This window comes from Pantoea wallisii, from assembly GCF_002095485.1.
In the GTDB taxonomy this organism is placed as follows: Bacteria; Pseudomonadota; Gammaproteobacteria; order Enterobacterales; family Enterobacteriaceae; genus Pantoea; species Pantoea wallisii.
The window spans coordinates 20,087-35,162 of record NZ_MLFS01000030.1 but is presented as its reverse complement, the minus strand read 5'-3'; the positions used below and the strand labels follow the sequence as shown (position 1 = coordinate 35,162).

At 54.2% G+C, this 15,076-nt stretch carries 13 protein-coding genes and 1 pseudogene; 8 read left to right on the top strand and 6 right to left on the bottom strand.

Translation table 11 applies throughout. From position 1 onward, the window contains the following. Positions 1 to 99 precede the first annotated feature (99 nt). From HA48_RS12105 to ackA, 3 genes are all read right to left on the bottom strand, one after another. The gene (locus tag HA48_RS12105) at positions 100 to 1,356 is read right to left on the bottom strand and encodes a 4-aminobutyrate--2-oxoglutarate transaminase (RefSeq protein WP_208613131.1); all 1,257 of its coding nucleotides are present in this window, start codon (positions 1,354 to 1,356) and stop codon (positions 100 to 102) included. Positions 1,357 to 1,505: 149 nt separating this feature from the next. Continuing rightward, a complete protein-coding gene (gene pta, locus HA48_RS12100) occupies positions 1,506 to 3,650 on the bottom strand; it encodes a phosphate acetyltransferase (protein ID WP_128601530.1) in 2,145 nt (714 codons plus the stop codon). A gap of 69 nt (positions 3,651 to 3,719) precedes the next feature. After that, on the bottom strand, positions 3,720 to 4,922 hold the full coding sequence (gene ackA / locus HA48_RS12095; protein ID WP_128601529.1) for an acetate kinase: 1,203 nt from the start codon (positions 4,920 to 4,922) through the stop codon (positions 3,720 to 3,722). Between the two features lie 338 nt (positions 4,923 to 5,260). On the opposite strand from ackA, the pseudogene yfbV reads away from it, so the two are divergent. The 3 genes and pseudogenes from yfbV (at position 5,261) to HA48_RS12080 (ending at position 7,029) form a co-directional block, all read left to right on the top strand. Beyond that, positions 5,261 to 5,712 (top strand): annotated as a pseudogene (gene yfbV, locus HA48_RS12090) (terminus macrodomain insulation protein YfbV). A 148-nt stretch (positions 5,713 to 5,860) separates the two neighbouring features. Beyond that, positions 5,861 to 6,355 (top strand): YfbU family protein, encoded by a 495-nt coding sequence (locus HA48_RS12085; protein WP_128601528.1) that lies wholly within the window; start codon positions 5,861 to 5,863, stop codon positions 6,353 to 6,355. A 14-nt stretch (positions 6,356 to 6,369) separates the two neighbouring features. Next, positions 6,370 to 7,029, top strand: coding sequence for a sugar phosphatase (locus HA48_RS12080; protein WP_128601527.1), 660 nt, complete (start codon positions 6,370 to 6,372; stop codon positions 7,027 to 7,029). A 25-nt stretch (positions 7,030 to 7,054) separates the two neighbouring features. Here HA48_RS12080 and yfbR read toward each other — a convergent pair whose 3' ends face one another. Together yfbR and HA48_RS12070 are read right to left on the bottom strand one after the other, a co-directional pair. After that, complete coding sequence (gene yfbR, locus HA48_RS12075) at positions 7,055 to 7,654, bottom strand: 5'-deoxynucleotidase (protein ID WP_128601526.1); 600 nt, start codon at positions 7,652 to 7,654, stop codon at positions 7,055 to 7,057. A gap of 88 nt (positions 7,655 to 7,742) precedes the next feature. Beyond that, positions 7,743 to 8,960, bottom strand: a complete 1,218-nt coding sequence (locus tag HA48_RS12070) for a pyridoxal phosphate-dependent aminotransferase (RefSeq protein WP_128601525.1) — start codon at positions 8,958 to 8,960, stop codon at positions 7,743 to 7,745. Between the two features lie 964 nt (positions 8,961 to 9,924). Between HA48_RS12070 and lrhA the strand changes: the two genes are divergently transcribed. Next, entirely contained in the window at positions 9,925 to 10,848 is a 924-nt protein-coding gene (gene lrhA / locus HA48_RS12065; protein WP_021509211.1) for a transcriptional regulator LrhA, read from the top strand. A 48-nt stretch (positions 10,849 to 10,896) separates the two neighbouring features. On the opposite strand, the gene HA48_RS12060 is transcribed toward lrhA, so the two are convergent. Then, the gene (locus tag HA48_RS12060; RefSeq protein WP_128601524.1) at positions 10,897 to 11,214 is read right to left on the bottom strand and encodes a hypothetical protein; all 318 of its coding nucleotides are present in this window, start codon (positions 11,212 to 11,214) and stop codon (positions 10,897 to 10,899) included. 291 nt (positions 11,215 to 11,505) lie between these two features. Here HA48_RS12060 and HA48_RS12055 point away from each other — a divergent pair, with 291 nt between their 5' ends. The 4 genes from HA48_RS12055 (at position 11,506) to nuoE (ending at position 15,076) form a co-directional block, all read left to right on the top strand. Further along, positions 11,506 to 11,949 carry an NADH-quinone oxidoreductase subunit A gene (locus HA48_RS12055; RefSeq protein ID WP_128601523.1) on the top strand — a complete coding sequence of 148 codons (444 nt, stop codon included), beginning with the start codon at positions 11,506 to 11,508 and terminating at the stop codon, positions 11,947 to 11,949. A 15-nt stretch (positions 11,950 to 11,964) separates the two neighbouring features. Further along, entirely contained in the window at positions 11,965 to 12,642 is a 678-nt protein-coding gene (locus HA48_RS12050; RefSeq protein ID WP_128601522.1) for a NuoB/complex I 20 kDa subunit family protein, read from the top strand. 116 nt (positions 12,643 to 12,758) lie between these two features. After that, positions 12,759 to 14,558, top strand: coding sequence for an NADH-quinone oxidoreductase subunit C/D (nuoC, locus tag HA48_RS12045; RefSeq protein ID WP_128601521.1), 1,800 nt, complete (start codon positions 12,759 to 12,761; stop codon positions 14,556 to 14,558). Between the two features lie 2 nt (positions 14,559 to 14,560). Next, positions 14,561 to 15,076, top strand: coding sequence for an NADH-quinone oxidoreductase subunit NuoE (nuoE, locus tag HA48_RS12040; RefSeq protein ID WP_128601520.1), 516 nt, complete (start codon positions 14,561 to 14,563; stop codon positions 15,074 to 15,076).

Genomic DNA, 15,076 nt, shown 5'->3' with positions numbered 1-15,076 from the left:
CAGCAGCAACTCGCCCTGAAAGGGTGAGCCCTGCCGTGCTGGCGGTCCTGACGGACCGCCATACCGATATCCCTTCTTCTTACTACCTGAAGCACAACATCAGTGCTGGCGAACAATCTGCGTAATGATATTCAGCGCCTGGCTAAACTGTGGCGCGGGTATAGTGAGCGGATAGAGAAAACGAATCACGTTACCGTGTATGCCACAGGTCAGCAAAATCAGCCCCTGCGCCAGCGCTTGCTGCTGGATGGTTTTGGCGATATCCGGTGAAGGCCTGCCGCTGGCATCATTAAACTCGGCAGCAATCATCGAGCCATAGCCGCGTACTTCAGCCAGCGCCCGACATCCGGCGCCGTTTAACGCCTCCGTTAACTGCGCGCCAAGCTGATTAGCGCGTGCGCACAGCTGCTCTTCGGCGATGACATCCAGCACCGCGTGCGCGGCGGCAACGGCCGGTGGGCTACCGGCGTAGGTGCCGCCCAGTCCGCCCGGTTCTGGTGCATCCATGATCGCCGCGCGTCCGGCAACGGCCGACAGCGGGAAACCGCCCGCCAGGCTTTTCGCCATAGTGATCAAATCCGGTTCCACTGCGTAATATTCGCTGGCAAACAGCTTACCGGTACGCGCAAAGCCCGTCTGGATTTCGTCAACAATCAAAACGATACCGTGGCTATCACAGAGCGCACGCAGCGCGGTAACAAATTCAGGCGGTGCTACATAAAAACCGCCTTCACCCTGAACCGGTTCAAAGATGATTGCGGCTACCTGCTGCGGGCTGATATCGCTGCGGAGAATGGCGTCGAGGCTCTCCAGCGCATCCTGCACGCTCACGTTGTGCAAGGCGTTCGGATAGCGGGCGTGAAACACCGGGCTGGCAAAGGGGCCAAAGCCGGTTTTATAGGGGACCACTTTGCCGGTTAACGCCATCGTCATGTTGGTGCGGCCATGAAACGCGCCGGTAAAGGCGATCACGCCGGGACGGCCGGTGGCGGCGCGCGCAATCTTTACCGCGTTCTCCACCGCCTCTGCGCCACTGGAAAAGAAGGTGGTTTTCACCGCACCGCCGATCGGCACCAGCGCATTGAGGCGTTCAGCGAGGTGGATATAGTTCTCATACGGCACAATCTGAAACGCGGTATGGGTAAAACATGCCAGCTGCTGCTCCACAGCAGCCATCACTTTTGGATGACGGTGACCGGTATTCAGCACGGCAATACCGGCAGCAAAATCGATGTACTCCCGGCCATGCTGATCCCACAGCGTGGCGTTTTCTGCTTTTACCGCAAAGAAATCACACATCACGCCAACGCCACGCGGCGTGGCCTGCAGCCGACGGCTATGCACATCACTGTTCATTATTGACCTCGTAAGTCACGGGAGCGTGATATCAGTGTTAGCGCGCGGCTGAATTTTTGCCAGTGCCTGCAATGCTCACCATGACGGCAGCGTCGCGGAAATAAAAAAGCACGCCCGTAAGGCGTGCTTTTGAGCAGCAGGAGCGGAGGTTATCCTTCAGCCTGCTGAGACTGAATCGCCGTCAGGGCGATGGTATAGACGATGTCATCCACCAGCGCACCGCGCGACAGATCGTTGACCGGTTTGCGCATCCCCTGCAGCATCGGACCGATGGAGATCAGATCCGCCGAGCGCTGTACCGCTTTATAAGTGGTGTTACCGGTGTTGAGATCCGGGAAGATAAACACCGTAGCGCGACCGGCAACCGCCGAGTTTGGCGCTTTGGATTTCGCCACGTCTTCCATGATCGCCGCGTCATACTGCAGTGGACCATCGATCACCAGATCCGGACGTTTCTCCTGGGCGATGCGGGTGGCTTCACGTACTTTTTCCACGTCGCTGCCCGCACCGGAGTTCCCGGTGGAGTAGGAGATCATCGCCACGCGCGGGTCGATACCGAAGGCCTTGGCAGAGTCCGCCGACTGAATGGCGATCTCGGCCAGCTGCTCCGGATTCGGGTCCGGGTTAATGGCGCAGTCACCGTAAACCAGCACCTGCTCTGGCAGCAGCATAAAGAACACGGAAGAGACCAGTGAGCTGTTTGGCGCGGTTTTGATCAGCTGCAGTGGCGGACGAATGGTGTTCGCCGTGGTATGAACCGCACCGGAAACCAGACCGTCAACTTCGCCGCTCTCCAGCATCATGGTACCCAGCACCACGTTATCTTCCAGCTGCTCCTGCGCAACCACTTCGGTCATGCCTTTGCTCTTACGCAGCTCGACCAGGCGTGGCACGTAATTCTCACGCACGACCGCCGGATCGACAATCTCAATGCCTTTGCCCAGCTCAACGCCCTGCGCCGCCGCGACACGCTGGATCTCATCCGGATTGCCCAGCAGCACGCAGGTAGCAATGCCGCGCTCGGCACAGATTGCTGCGGCTTTAACGGTACGCGGTTCGTCACCTTCCGGCAGCACGATGCGTTTGCCCGCTTTGCGTGCCAGCTCGGTCAGCTGATAACGGAAGGCCGGTGGCGACAGACGGCGGCTGCGCTCGGAGGTCGCGGTGAGCGATTCCACCCAATCGGCATTGATAAAGCTGGCGACGTACTCCTGCACTTTCTCGATGCGCTGCGTATCGTCAGCCGGCACTTCAAGGTTGAAACTCTGCAGGCTCAGGGAGGTCTGCCAGGTGTTGGTTTTCACCATGAACACCGGCAGGCCGGTCTGGAAGGCGCGTTCGCACAGGCGCGCGATAGGCTCTTCGATCTGGTAACCGCCGGTCAGCAGTACGGCGCCAATCTCTACGCCGTTCATTGCCGCCAGGCAGGCTGCCAGCAGCACGTCAGGACGGTCAGCAGAGGTTACCAGCAGGGAACCCGGACGGAAGTGCTCCAGCATATGCGGAATACTGCGCGCGCAGAAGGTGACCGATTTGACGCGGCGCGTCTGGATCTCACCTTCATTAATAACCTCGGCGTTGAGGTGGCGGCACATATCAATGGCGCGCGTGGCGATCAGATCAAAGCTCCACGGCACACAGCCCAGCACCGGCAGCGGGCTGTTAGCAAACAGCGTTTTAGGATCGATGTTGGCGATGCTGGCTTTGGAGGAGTCATCGAAAATCTCAGAGAGATCCGGGCGGGTACGGCCTTGCTCATCCACCGGCGCGTTCAGTTTGTTGATGATCACGCCCGTGATGTTTTTGTTCTTGCTGCCGCCGAAGCTGCTCTGCGTTAACTCGATGCGCTCCTTGAGCTGCGCCGGTGAATCGTTGCCCAGCGCCATCACAAACACGATCTCGGCGTTCAGGGTCTTGGCAATTTCATAGTTAAGCGCGGAGGCAAACTGATGTTTACGCGTTGGCACCAGACCTTCAACCAGCACCACTTCGGCATCTTTCGCATTGGCATGGTAGTTGGCGATGATCTCTTCCATCAGCACATCTTGCTGGTTTGAACCCAGCAGCGACTCAACGCGTGACATCTGCAGCGGTATCGCGGCAGGAATGGCGGAGTTTTTGCGAATGATGGTGGTGGTCTGATCGGGGGCATCGCCACCGGCGCGAGGCTGAGCAATCGGTTTGAAGACGCTCAGGCGCACGCCTTTGCGCTCCATGGCACGGATTACGCCAAGGCTGACGCTGGTCAGGCCGACGCTGGTGCCGGTAGGAATGAGCATAATAGTACGTGACACGATTAAAACCTCCTGGTGTTACAGGGTGTCAAAAACAGCTCCGTCAGCCTGAGCTGACGGAGAGAAGCGTTATGCAGTCAGACGCGCGGCGTCCTGCGCAATCACCCACTCTTCATTGGTGGGGATCACCACTGCCGGGCGCGTGCCCTCTTTATTGATAAAGCCGGACTTGCCGAAACGCGCAGCGAGGTTGCGATCGTGATCGACCTCGAAGCCCAGCAGCGCCAGTTTGCCCAGAGCCAGTTCGCGCACCATGGCCGCGTTCTCGCCGATGCCGCCGGTAAATACAACTGCGTCCAGGCGACCGTCCATCAGCGCGGTATAGCTGCCGATGTATTTCGCCAGGCGGTGACAGAACACATCCATGGCACGTTTAGCATCTGCTTTGGTAGCGTAATTATCTTCCACGTAGCGGCAATCGCTGGTGACTTCGGTCAGGCCCAGCAGACCGGACTCTTTGGTCAGCAGCTTATTGATGGCATCCACGCTCATGCCGAGCGCATCGTGCAGGAAGAACATAATGGCCGGATCGATATCGCCGCTGCGGGTGCCCATCACCAGGCCTTCCAGTGGGGTCAGGCCCATAGAAGTATCAACGCACTCGCCGTTACGGATAGCAGAAACAGAACCGCCGTTGCCCAGATGGCAAGTGATGATGTTTAGTTCGCTCACCGGCTTGTTCAGCATTTTGGCGGCTTCCTGCGTCACATAGTAGTGGCTGGTGCCGTGCGCGCCATAGCGACGAACGCCATGCTCTTTATACAGTTTGTACGGGAGGGCATAGAGATAGGACTCTTCAGGCATAGTCTGATGGAACGCCGTATCGAAAACTGCCACATTCTTGTCGGAGAGATGCGGGAAGTTTTTCATCGCTTCATCAATACCGATCAGGTGCGCCGGGTTATGCAGCGGTGCAAAAGATGAGGCGTCTTTGATGCCCTGGATAACGGATTCATCAATCACCACAGACTGGGTCAGCTTCTCACCGCCATGTACGATGCGATGGCCGATTGCAGCGATTTGTGCCGAAAGCTCTGGTTTTTGTGCCAGAATAGTTTTAACGATGAAGTTCAACGCTTCGCTGTGGGCTGCGCCAGCGCCAAGTTGCGCTTCCTGTTTGCTGCCGTCGAGTTTCCATTTGATACGCGCTTCCGGTAAGTGGAAGCACTCTGCCAGACCGGAAAGGTACTCATCACCGGAAGCAGGATTAAGGATGGCAAACTTAAGAGAAGAGCTGCCGCAGTTCAGAACCAGTACTAACTTCGTCGACATGGAAGTACCTATTTTGTTAAATAGTGGCTAAAAATAACGCAATCAGACTAACAGCGTAGCCCATGAAAGCTGGTAGATTAATGATTAACATCATGCGGTAGTCAAAAATAAACCGACACGCAAAAAATTTCGGTAATTTTACGCGGATTTTTGAAATCCACTTAGCGAACATGGCTCCAGACTGCACTTTTATTACGCAGAAGCTTCCGGTAATGTTGCTAAAACGGCGTCAGAATACTCACTGTCATCCGCAAAGACAAAAACTTTTGAAGGATGTCACGTAAAGTTGTGTAGTTATAAATTTATTTTAAATTTTGCAGTATTAGTTGAGGTGTATCATGGCGAATGACGCAGGCAATCCGGGCTGGTTCGACTTATTTCAGCGCGGTCAGCACTACATGAAAACCTGGCCGGCCGACAAACGTCTGGCGCCGGTGTTCCCCGAAAACCGCGTTGCAAATGTGACCCGCTTTGCCATTCGCTTCATGCCGCCGCTGGCCGTGTTCACCCTGACGTGGCAAATTGCGCTGGGGGGCAACTGGGTCCGGCGATCGCGACCGCGCTGTTTGCCTGCAGCCTGCCAATGCAGGGATTATGGTGGCTGGGTAAACGTTCAGTGACGCCACTGCCGCCAACGCTGCTGAGCTGGTTCCATGAAGTGCGCACAAAACTTGAAGAGGCAGGGCAGGCGATTGCGCCGGTTGATGGCAAGCCTACTTATCAGGCTCTGGCGGATGTTCTGCGGCGCGCCTTTAAGCAGCTCGATCGCACCTTCCTTGACGATCTTTGATCGCGATTCGCTGTCGCCTTCGGAAAAATTTGCGCCACATCCGGGTTCAAATCAAAGAAAAGTGATGCGGGACCACACGCATCACTTTCGTTGTGCAATCATTTCTGCAGTGTTTAATTCTTAATCGGCCGCCGGCCAGGAGTAAACCATGGAAATGACCCACGCACAGCGACTCATTCTCTCCAATCAATACCAAATGATGGCCATGCTGGAGCCGGACAACGCCGAGCGCTATCGCCGCTATCAGACGATCATTGAACGCGGCTATGGCCTGCAGCTGCGCGAGCTGGACAAAGAGTTTGGCGAACTCAGCGAAGCCACCTGCCGCACGCTGATCGACATCATGGAGATGCACCATGCAATGCAGGTCTCTTTCTCCAACCTGAAAGAGGCCTGCAATATTGAGCCGCGCCGGCTGGCCTTCCTTGGCTTCGATGCCGCCACCGAAGCGCGTTATCTGGGATATGTACGCTTTATGGTGAGTGTTGAAGGGCGCTATACCCACTTCGATTCCGGCACGCACGGTTTCAACGCGCAAACGCCGATGTGGGAAAAATACCAACGTATGCTGGCGGTGTGGCACACTTGCCCGCGTCAGTATCACCTTAGCGCAAATGAAATTGCGCAGATTCTCAATGCCTGAATAAGGAGTAACGTGTGAAGTACAGGGGCTTTCTGTTTGATTTAGACGGTACGCTGGTGGATTCCCTGCCAGCCGTGGTTCGTGCCTGGTCACTGTGGGGCGAGCGCCACGGTTTATCAGCGGAAACGGTCCTGAACTATATACACGGTAAACCGGCGATTAACTCGCTGCGTCACTTTATGGCGGGCCAGCCGGAAGAGGCGATTCAGGCTGAATTTCGCTGGCTGGAGCGCCTGGAAGCCGAAGATACGCAAGGTGTTCAGGCGATTGCCGGAGCACACGCGTTGCTGGCAACTCTGAATGAGCTCAGCATTCCCTGGGCAATTGTCACCTCCGGCTCAGTGCCGGTAGCGCATGCGCGCCATAAGGCTGCCGGGCTGCCCATGCCGGCGGTGTTCATTACTGCAGAGAACATCAAACTGGGGAAACCCAATCCTGAACCCTACCTGCTGGGTGCGCAGCGCCTTGGGCTGAAGGCCGCAGAGTGTGTGGTTGTTGAGGATGCACCGGCGGGCATCATTGCCGGTCTGGAAGCGGGCAGTGCGGTGGTTGCCGTGAATCCGCATGGCGATGTACCGCGTCTGGATGAGGTCACCTGGCGCGTTGACAATCTTGAGCCGCTCCAGATTGCCCGGGATGCATCCGGCTGCTTTACGCTTACGCTGAAAGCTTAATCATGCGGGCCCGTGCGGCCCGTTTTTACAGCGGGGTATCCTGCGAGATCTCGTCCAGCGATAAACTAAAGCTGGGGATAAACACCTCAACGAAGTAATCCATCTCCGGCGAACGCCGCTGCGCCAGCGTTTTCTCCAGTCGGGCTTTAGCCAACAGGAACTCATTATTACCTGCCGATAACTCCTCCAGGCATTTCAGATAGGCGCAGAGCGCATCCGCCTGTTTTACCACCGCCTGCTCGCTTTCGCTGTGGAGGTGATCGTCCAGCAGCGGCCGATACGCCTCCTGCAGCTCGGGTGGCAGCATCTCAATCAGTTTTTGCTGGGCTATCTTCTCGATCTTCTTATATTCATGAGCAATCTGCGCATTGTAATACTTCACCGGAGTAGGGAGATCGCCGGTCAGTACTTCGCTGGCATCGTGGTACAGCGCCAGCATCGCGATGCGTTCGGCATTCAGATTGCCGTTAAATTTTTTGTTCTTAATGATTGCCAGCGCATGCGCAACCATGGCGACCTGCAGGCTGTGTTCTGAGACGTTTTCGGTGCGCACATTGCGCATCAGCGGCCAGCGGTTGATCAGTTTGAGGCGAGAAAGATGGGCGAAAAAGTGGCTACGGCTCATGAAAAGGTTCCTGTTGCACGGCGGGGAAGGGTAGGCCTTCCCCGAAATGCACACAGTATATACCTTCATACTGCGCGTGACGTTAACGTTACTGACGATAACCTTGCAGGAAGCGGCCAAACTTGTTGATCGCCATCTCCAGGTCATCCACGCGGGGCAGCGTCACGATGCGCACGTGATCGGGCCACGGCCAGTTAAACGCCGTACCCTGCACCAGCAGTACTTTCTCCTGCAGCAGGAAATCCAGCACCATTTTCTGGTCATCAACGATGTTGAACTTCTTCGGATCGATACGCGGGAACATATAGAGCGCGCCCTGCGGCTTCATGCAGGTTACGCCAGGGATATCATTGATCAGTTCCCACGCGCGTTGACGCTGTTCATACAGGCGTCCGCCCGGCGTGATGAACTCATTAATGCTCTGATAACCCCCTAACGCGGTCTGGATAGCGTGCTGCGCGGGAACGTTGGCGCACAAGCGCATTGATGCCAGCATCTCCAGCCCTTCAATGTACCCTTTGGCATGTTTCTTTGGACCGTTCAGCACCATCCAGCCCTGACGGAAGCCGGCAACGCGGTAGGTTTTGGAGAGACCGTTAAAGGTGACCGTGAGCAGGTCCGGCGCTAAAGCAGCAATCGAGTGGTGTTGTGCTTCATCGTAGAGGATCTTGTCGTAGATCTCGTCAGCGAAGATGATCAGATTATGCTGGCGCGCAATCTCAACAATCTCCATCAGCAGTGCTTTGCTGTAGACCGCACCGGTTGGGTTGTTCGGGTTAATGATCACAATGCCGCGCGTGCGCGGAGTGATCTTGCTGCGAATGTCATCCAGATCCGGGAACCAGTCAGCGGACTCATCGCACAGATAGTGCACCGCTTTGCCGCTCGACAGCGAAACCGCGGCGGTCCACAGCGGATAATCCGGCGCAGGCACCAGCATCTCATCACCGCTGTTCAGCAGGGCCTGCATCGCCTGCACAATCAGCTCCGACACGCCGTTGCCAATATAGATATCTTCAACCGTCACGTCACGCATGTCGCGTGCCTGATAGTGCTGCATGATCGCTTTACGCGCTGAGTAGAGCCCTTTCGAGTCGCAGTAGCCCTGTGCGCTCGGCAGATTACGGATCACATCAACCAGGATTTCGTCAGGCGCCTCAAAACCAAACGGCGCAGGATTGCCGATATTGAGCTTGAGAACTTTATTACCTTCTTCTTCAAGACGCTTTGCTTCTTTCAGTACCGGACCACGGATGTCATAACAGACATTTTCCAGCTTGCCGGATTTATCAATTTGAAAATTCATCGTTACCGCCTTTACGGGCAGAGTCCTTTAACCTGCCTCAAAAATCAAACCTGCCCAATTTACTCTTCTCACCGGAACAAAAGAAGGGCAGCGCCAGGTTTTGGCGTGATAGCCACTCATTTACCGTCTGGCTGGCGTAAAACGCATTTTTAACTATTAAAAGTGGTTTAATAATCTATTAAAATTCTAAAAATCGACATTAAATACCTGTTATTACGGATGCACCTGTAAAGGTAGTTATCCATCGCTTTAAACGGGCATTCAGCAATTTTTCATTTATTGACGCACTGAGAAATCATTAGCGACATGATGAAATAGTTAAAGGATTCTTGTTGGATGCCGAATAAATGTACAGCCGCGTTTAAGCACTTACTGGCGCCGAAAAGCGGACCGCATTTTTCACGCTATTTGTGCAGCAAAATTAACCCCTGAGAAAGCAGGAAAAAAGCCGTCTGGCACAGTATAAATGGCATTTTTGCAGTAACTTTAACGCTAACCAATCAGATTAAGAAATGGTCAGCTTAAAAAATGAACAGTGATGTGGCAGGATGTGCCGGAAATGGCTTTTGGTCAAAAATTACGATGTTTTGAACAAAAACATTTCCATTTTTAGCGTAAAAATGATTAAGTATAATTTATTATTTGATACGGTTTATCGCTTCGTATCCGCATAACATTGTGAGAACACTTTTTTACCCGCGCCCCCTTTTTCGCGGGAAACCAGGCAACTACACAGCTTCCAGCACCTGTACGACATACGTCTTTTGGCTCAGAAGTTGTCCATATTTAATGACGCCGCGACTCCATGCTGGAGCAACCGTACGTCGACATCCGCCTGACGCAATTTTTTCATGACAGCCTCCACACAGGGCTGTTATTAAGCACCATTACCTCTTATCTGACTGATAAGTAAGGTAATACACCAGGGTAGTAGTTCAAAAAAAACTTATAAGTGAAGAAAAACATGACTAATGCAAATCGTCCGATACTCAATCTCGACCTCGATCTGCTGCGTACTTTTGTTGCGGTTGCCGATCTGAATACGTTTGCAGCCGCTGCTGCCGCCGTATGCAGAACGCAATCCGCCGTGAGCCAGCAGATGCAACGTCTGGAACAATTGGTAGGTAAAGAGCTGTTTGCCAGACATGGACGTAATAAATTGCTGACGGAACACGGCATCCAGCTGCTCGGTTACGCCAGGAAGATCCTGCGCTTCAACGATGAAGCCTGCACCTCATTAATGTATAGCAATATCCAGGGCGTACTGACCATCGGCGCATCGGATGATACCTCGGATACCATTCTGCCGTTCCTGCTTAACCGCGTGACGTCGGTCTATCCGAAGCTGGCTATTGATGTGCGCGTAAAACGTAATCCGTTCATGATGGAGATGCTTAACCAGGGTGAAGTTGATCTGGTGGTGACGACTTCCAGCCCGGGCAATTTTACCTATCAGGTGCTGCGTACTTCACCAACCTTATGGTACTGCGCTGCGGATTACATCTTCCAGCGCGGTGAAGCGATTCCTCTGGTTCTGCTGGATGAACCGAGCCCTTACCGCGATATGGCAATTGATCATCTCAACGAAGCGGGCATCCCGTGGCGTATTTCGTACGTGGCTTCAACGCTGGCTGCGGTTCGCGCTGCGGTGAAAGCGGGCCTGGGCGTCACCGCTCGTCCTGTAGAGATGATGAGCCCGGAACTGCGCGTGATGGGTGCGGCCGAAGGTCTGCCGGTACTGCCGGATACGCAATACCTGCTGTGCCGCAATCCTGACAGCGATAATGAGCTGGCGCTGGCCATCTTTAACGCAATGCAGTCTACTAATGATCCTTACAATCTGAGCGCGAATCCTGATGGTACGCTGCTGCTGGATGACGAAGAGTAAGGTACATCATAACTGGTAATGTCTCGCAAATAGAATGCCGGTTAATTGTTAAAACAGAGACAAATAAGCCTTAGCCCGATAATTTCCGGCTAAGGCTTTTTTTATGCCAGTCAAAGGCTGGTTTTCGCCCCCATTTAATCCTTTAAATTTTATCCTCTTCCTGAAAAGTGAAATGCATTCCATTTTTATCTTATGTGGAATTTTTTTATCATTTAGTGCTGAGTAATTCAGGCATCTGCCCGTTTCGTTTGCCGTTTTTGCAGCAAAAAACGTAGTTATGTGCTCTGGATCAAAAAAATACCCCCGATAAGGGGGGGAAATCTGCGTAAGACCTGTCAAAATATGATTGTTAAACGCACGATCCATGCATCTGAATACCCGCTACACTAACATTAACCTCACAAACTGAAGCGATTTAGCTGGCGCTCAGGGGCTCATATGTTAATAATATGATGCGGGTGTAAAATAATGTTTGGATACTTTTGTCAAAGTTGACAAAAGGTTATAGAAAGGAGTAAAAAACCCCATAAAATTGCTGCTTAATTGATAATGACAGCAAAGTTTATAAGGTTTTTTATCCTTCCCTTGAATCGATGTGGTGTGTTTGCTGCGACAGTGCAGGATGCCGGTGCCACTTTTGATGAGTAAGCAAAGAGTATGTCAACAACCACAGAAGTCATCGCTCATCACTGGGCGTTTATTGTATTCATTGTTATCGCGTTTGGCCTGTGTGCCTTTATGTTAACCGGTGGCTGGTTGTTAGGTGGGCGTGCCCGCGCGCGTCACAAGAACACCCCCTTCGAATCCGGTATCGAATCCGTCGGTGACACCCATATTCGCCTCTCCGCAAAATTCTATCTGGTTGCGATGTTCTTCGTCATTTTCGACGTCGAAGCCCTCTATTTATACGCATGGTCGACCTCAATCCGCGAAAGCGGGTGGATCGGCTTTGTCGAAGCCGCAATTTTCATTTTGGTGCTCCTGGCAGGCCTGGTTTATCTGGTGCGCATCGGTGCGCTGGATTGGGCTCCTGCGCGTCGTCGCGTAGTCGTCAAATCAAGCCCGGTCAGCCACAGTCACACCAACCCTCATAAGCAGTAAAAGCGAGGCAATAAGATGGACTACACGCTGACACGCGTAGACCCGAACGGGGGCGATAACGATCGTTATCCTCTGCAGAAACAGGAGATTGTTACCGATCCTCTGGAGCAGCACGTTCACCGCAGCGTCTACATGGGCAAGCTCGAGCATGCCCTGCATGACATGGTGAACTGGGGTCGTAAAAACTCTCTCTGGCCGTATAACTTCGGCCTCTCCTGTTGCTACGTGGAGATGACCACGTCATTCACCGCCGTGCATGACGTCGCGCGTTTTGGTGCGGAAGTAATGCGCGCCTCGCCACGTCAGGCCGATTTCATGGTGATCGCCGGTACGCCCTTTACCAAAATGGCGCCGGTTATTCAGCGTTTGTACGATCAGATGCTGGAACCGAAATGGGTGATCTCGATGGGTGCCTGCGCCAACTCCGGCGGCATGTACGACATCTACTCCGTCGTGCAGGGCGTGGATAAATTCCTGCCGGTTGACGTGTATATCCCGGGTTGCCCGCCACGTCCGGAAGCGTATATGCAGGCCTTACTGCTGCTGCGTGAATCCATCGGCAAAGAGCGTCGTCCACTCTCATGGGTGGTTGGCGATCAGGGCGTCTATCGCGCCAACATGGAGTCTGAGCGTGAGAGAAAGCGTGGCGAGCGTATTGCCGTCACCAATCTGAGAACGCCTGACGAAGTTTAAGCACCCCGTACACGGATGGAGTAACGGCCGCAGCAGAAAATGACAATTTATTGTGTGCCGCCATCCTGACGCCTTCTTTTGAGTGCCTGAGTACAGGCCGGAATGGTGAGTAACGTATGACAGATTTAACCACGCAAGATCTCGCTCAGCCAGCATGGCAAACCCGGGATCACCTGGATGATCCGGTGATCGGCGAGCTGCGTAACCGTTTTGGGCCGGATGCCTTTACCGTTCAGGCAACCCGCACCGGTATACCGGTGGTGTGGGTGAAGCGTGAACAGCTGCTGGAAATTATTGAATTCCTGCGTAAGCTGCCGAAGCCGTACGTCATGTTGTATGACTTACACGGATTCGATGAGCGTTTACGTACTCACCGCGCCGGTTTACCTGCCGCGGATTTTTCCGTTTTCTATCACCTGTTATCGATTGAACGCAACCGCGACATCATGCTCAAGGTGGCGTTGTCTGAAAACGATCTTAATGTGCCTACCATCACCAAAATTTTCGCCAACGCCAACTGGTATGAGCGTGAAACCTGGGAGATGTTTGGTATCACCTTCAACGGCCACCCGCACCTGACGCGCATCATGATGCCGCAGACCTGGGAAGGGCACCCGCTGCGTAAAGATTACCCGGCTCGCGCCACGGAGTTCGATCCGTTCACGCTGACGAAGCAGAAAGAAGACCTGGAGATGGAGTCGCTGACCTTCAAGCCGGAAGACTGGGGCATGAAGCGTAGCACCCCCAATGAGGACTTCATGTTCCTCAACCTCGGTCCTAACCACCCTTCAGCGCACGGTGCCTTCCGCATTATCCTGCAGCTGGATGGGGAAGAGATCGTCGATTGCGTGCCGGATGTCGGTTACCACCACCGTGGTGCTGAGAAGATGGGCGAGCGTCAGTCGTGGCACAGCTACATTCCGTACACAGACCGTATTGAGTATCTCGGCGGCTGCGTGAATGAGATGCCTTACGTACTGGCCGTCGAAAAACTGGCCGGTATTACCGTGCCGGATCGCGTGAACGTTATCCGCGTGATGCTCTCTGAGCTGTTCCGTATCAACAGCCACTTACTCTATATCTCAACCTTTATTCAGGACGTGGGCGCGATGACGCCGGTGTTCTTCGCCTTTACCGACCGTCAGAAAATCTACGATGTGGTAGAAGCGATTACCGGTTTCCGTATGCACCCGGCATGGTTCCGCATCGGCGGCGTGGCGCACGATCTGCCGAAAGGCTGGGAGCGTCTGCTGCGTGAATTCCTCGACTGGATGCCGAAGCGCCTGAAAGAGTACGACAAAGCCGCACTGCGCAATACCGTGCTGATGGGCCGTTCTCAGGGCGTAGCCGCCTACAATATGGATGAGGCGCTGGCATGGGGCACCACCGGTGCTGGCCTGCGTGCGACCGGCCTGGACTTCGACGTGCGTAAATGGCGTCCATACTCAGGCTATGAGAACTTCGATTTTGAAGTGCCCGTGGGCGCCGGCATCAGTGATGCCTATACCCGCGTTCAGCTGAAGATGGAGGAGATGTGGCAGTCGCTGCGCATTCTGGAACAGTGCCTGAACAACATGCCGGAAGGCCCGTTCAAAGCCGATCACCCGCTGACAACGCCTCCGCCAAAAGAGCGCACGCTGCAGCACATTGAAACCCTGATCACGCACTTCCTGCAGGTTTCGTGGGGCCCGGTGATGCCGGCGAACGAATCCTTCCAGATGATTGAGGCGACCAAAGGGATCAACAGTTACTACCTGACCAGCGATGGCAGCACCATGAGCTACCGCACGCGCGTGCGCACGCCGAGCTTCCCGCACCTGCAGCAGATTCCATCGGTAATCCGCGGCAGCCTGGTATCCGACCTGATCGTATACCTCGGTAGTATCGATTTTGTTATGTCAGACGTGGACCGCTAATTATGCACGATCAAAAAATTGCCATTCAAACCATCGACCCGAATGAGGTCTTTGTGCTGAGCGAGGCCGAGCACCACGCTATCGAGCATGAAAAACATCACTATGAAGATGCGCGCGCGGCGTCGATTGAAGCGCTGAAGATTGTGCAGAAACAGCGTGGCTGGGTGCCGGACGGCGCCATTCATGCGATTGCTAACGTGCTGGGCATTCCGGCCAGCGACGTGGAAGGCGTGGCGACATTCTACAGCCAGATCTACCGCACGCCGGTAGGGCGGCACGTGATTCGTTACTGCGACAGCGTGGTGTGTCACATCACCGGTTATCAGGGCATTCAGGCGGCATTAGAGCAGAACCTGAACATCAAACCGGGCCAGACCACGGCAGATGGTCGCTTTACCCTGCTGCCAACCTGCTGCCTGGGCAACTGTGATAAAGGCCCGACCATGATGGTGGATGAAGATACCCACGTTCATCTGACGCCGGAAGGCATCGCTAACCTGCTGGAGCAGTATCAATGA

Bases quoted from the DNA above. Each gene is read 5' to 3' on its own strand.
- yfbR (WP_128601526.1), bottom strand. From the start codon at position 7,654: ATGAGCCGTAGCCACTTTTTCGCCCATCTTTCTCGCCTCAAACTGATC.
- nuoC (WP_128601521.1), top strand. From the start codon at position 12,759: ATGACAGATTTAACCACGCAAGATCTCGCTCAGCCAGCATGGCAAACC.
- nuoE (WP_128601520.1), top strand. From the start codon at position 14,561: ATGCACGATCAAAAAATTGCCATTCAAACCATCGACCCGAATGAGGTC.
- HA48_RS12085 (WP_128601528.1), top strand. From the start codon at position 5,861: ATGGAAATGACCCACGCACAGCGACTCATTCTCTCCAATCAATACCAA.
- ackA (WP_128601529.1), bottom strand. From the start codon at position 4,922: ATGTCGACGAAGTTAGTACTGGTTCTGAACTGCGGCAGCTCTTCTCTT.
- HA48_RS12070 (WP_128601525.1), bottom strand. From the start codon at position 8,960: ATGAATTTTCAAATTGATAAATCCGGCAAGCTGGAAAATGTCTGTTAT.
- lrhA (WP_021509211.1), top strand. From the start codon at position 9,925: ATGACTAATGCAAATCGTCCGATACTCAATCTCGACCTCGATCTGCTG.
- HA48_RS12105 (WP_208613131.1), bottom strand. From the start codon at position 1,356: ATGAACAGTGATGTGCATAGCCGTCGGCTGCAGGCCACGCCGCGTGGC.
- HA48_RS12060 (WP_128601524.1), bottom strand. From the start codon at position 11,214: ATGGATCGTGCGTTTAACAATCATATTTTGACAGGTCTTACGCAGATT.
- HA48_RS12050 (WP_128601522.1), top strand. From the start codon at position 11,965: ATGGACTACACGCTGACACGCGTAGACCCGAACGGGGGCGATAACGAT.
- HA48_RS12055 (WP_128601523.1), top strand. From the start codon at position 11,506: ATGTCAACAACCACAGAAGTCATCGCTCATCACTGGGCGTTTATTGTA.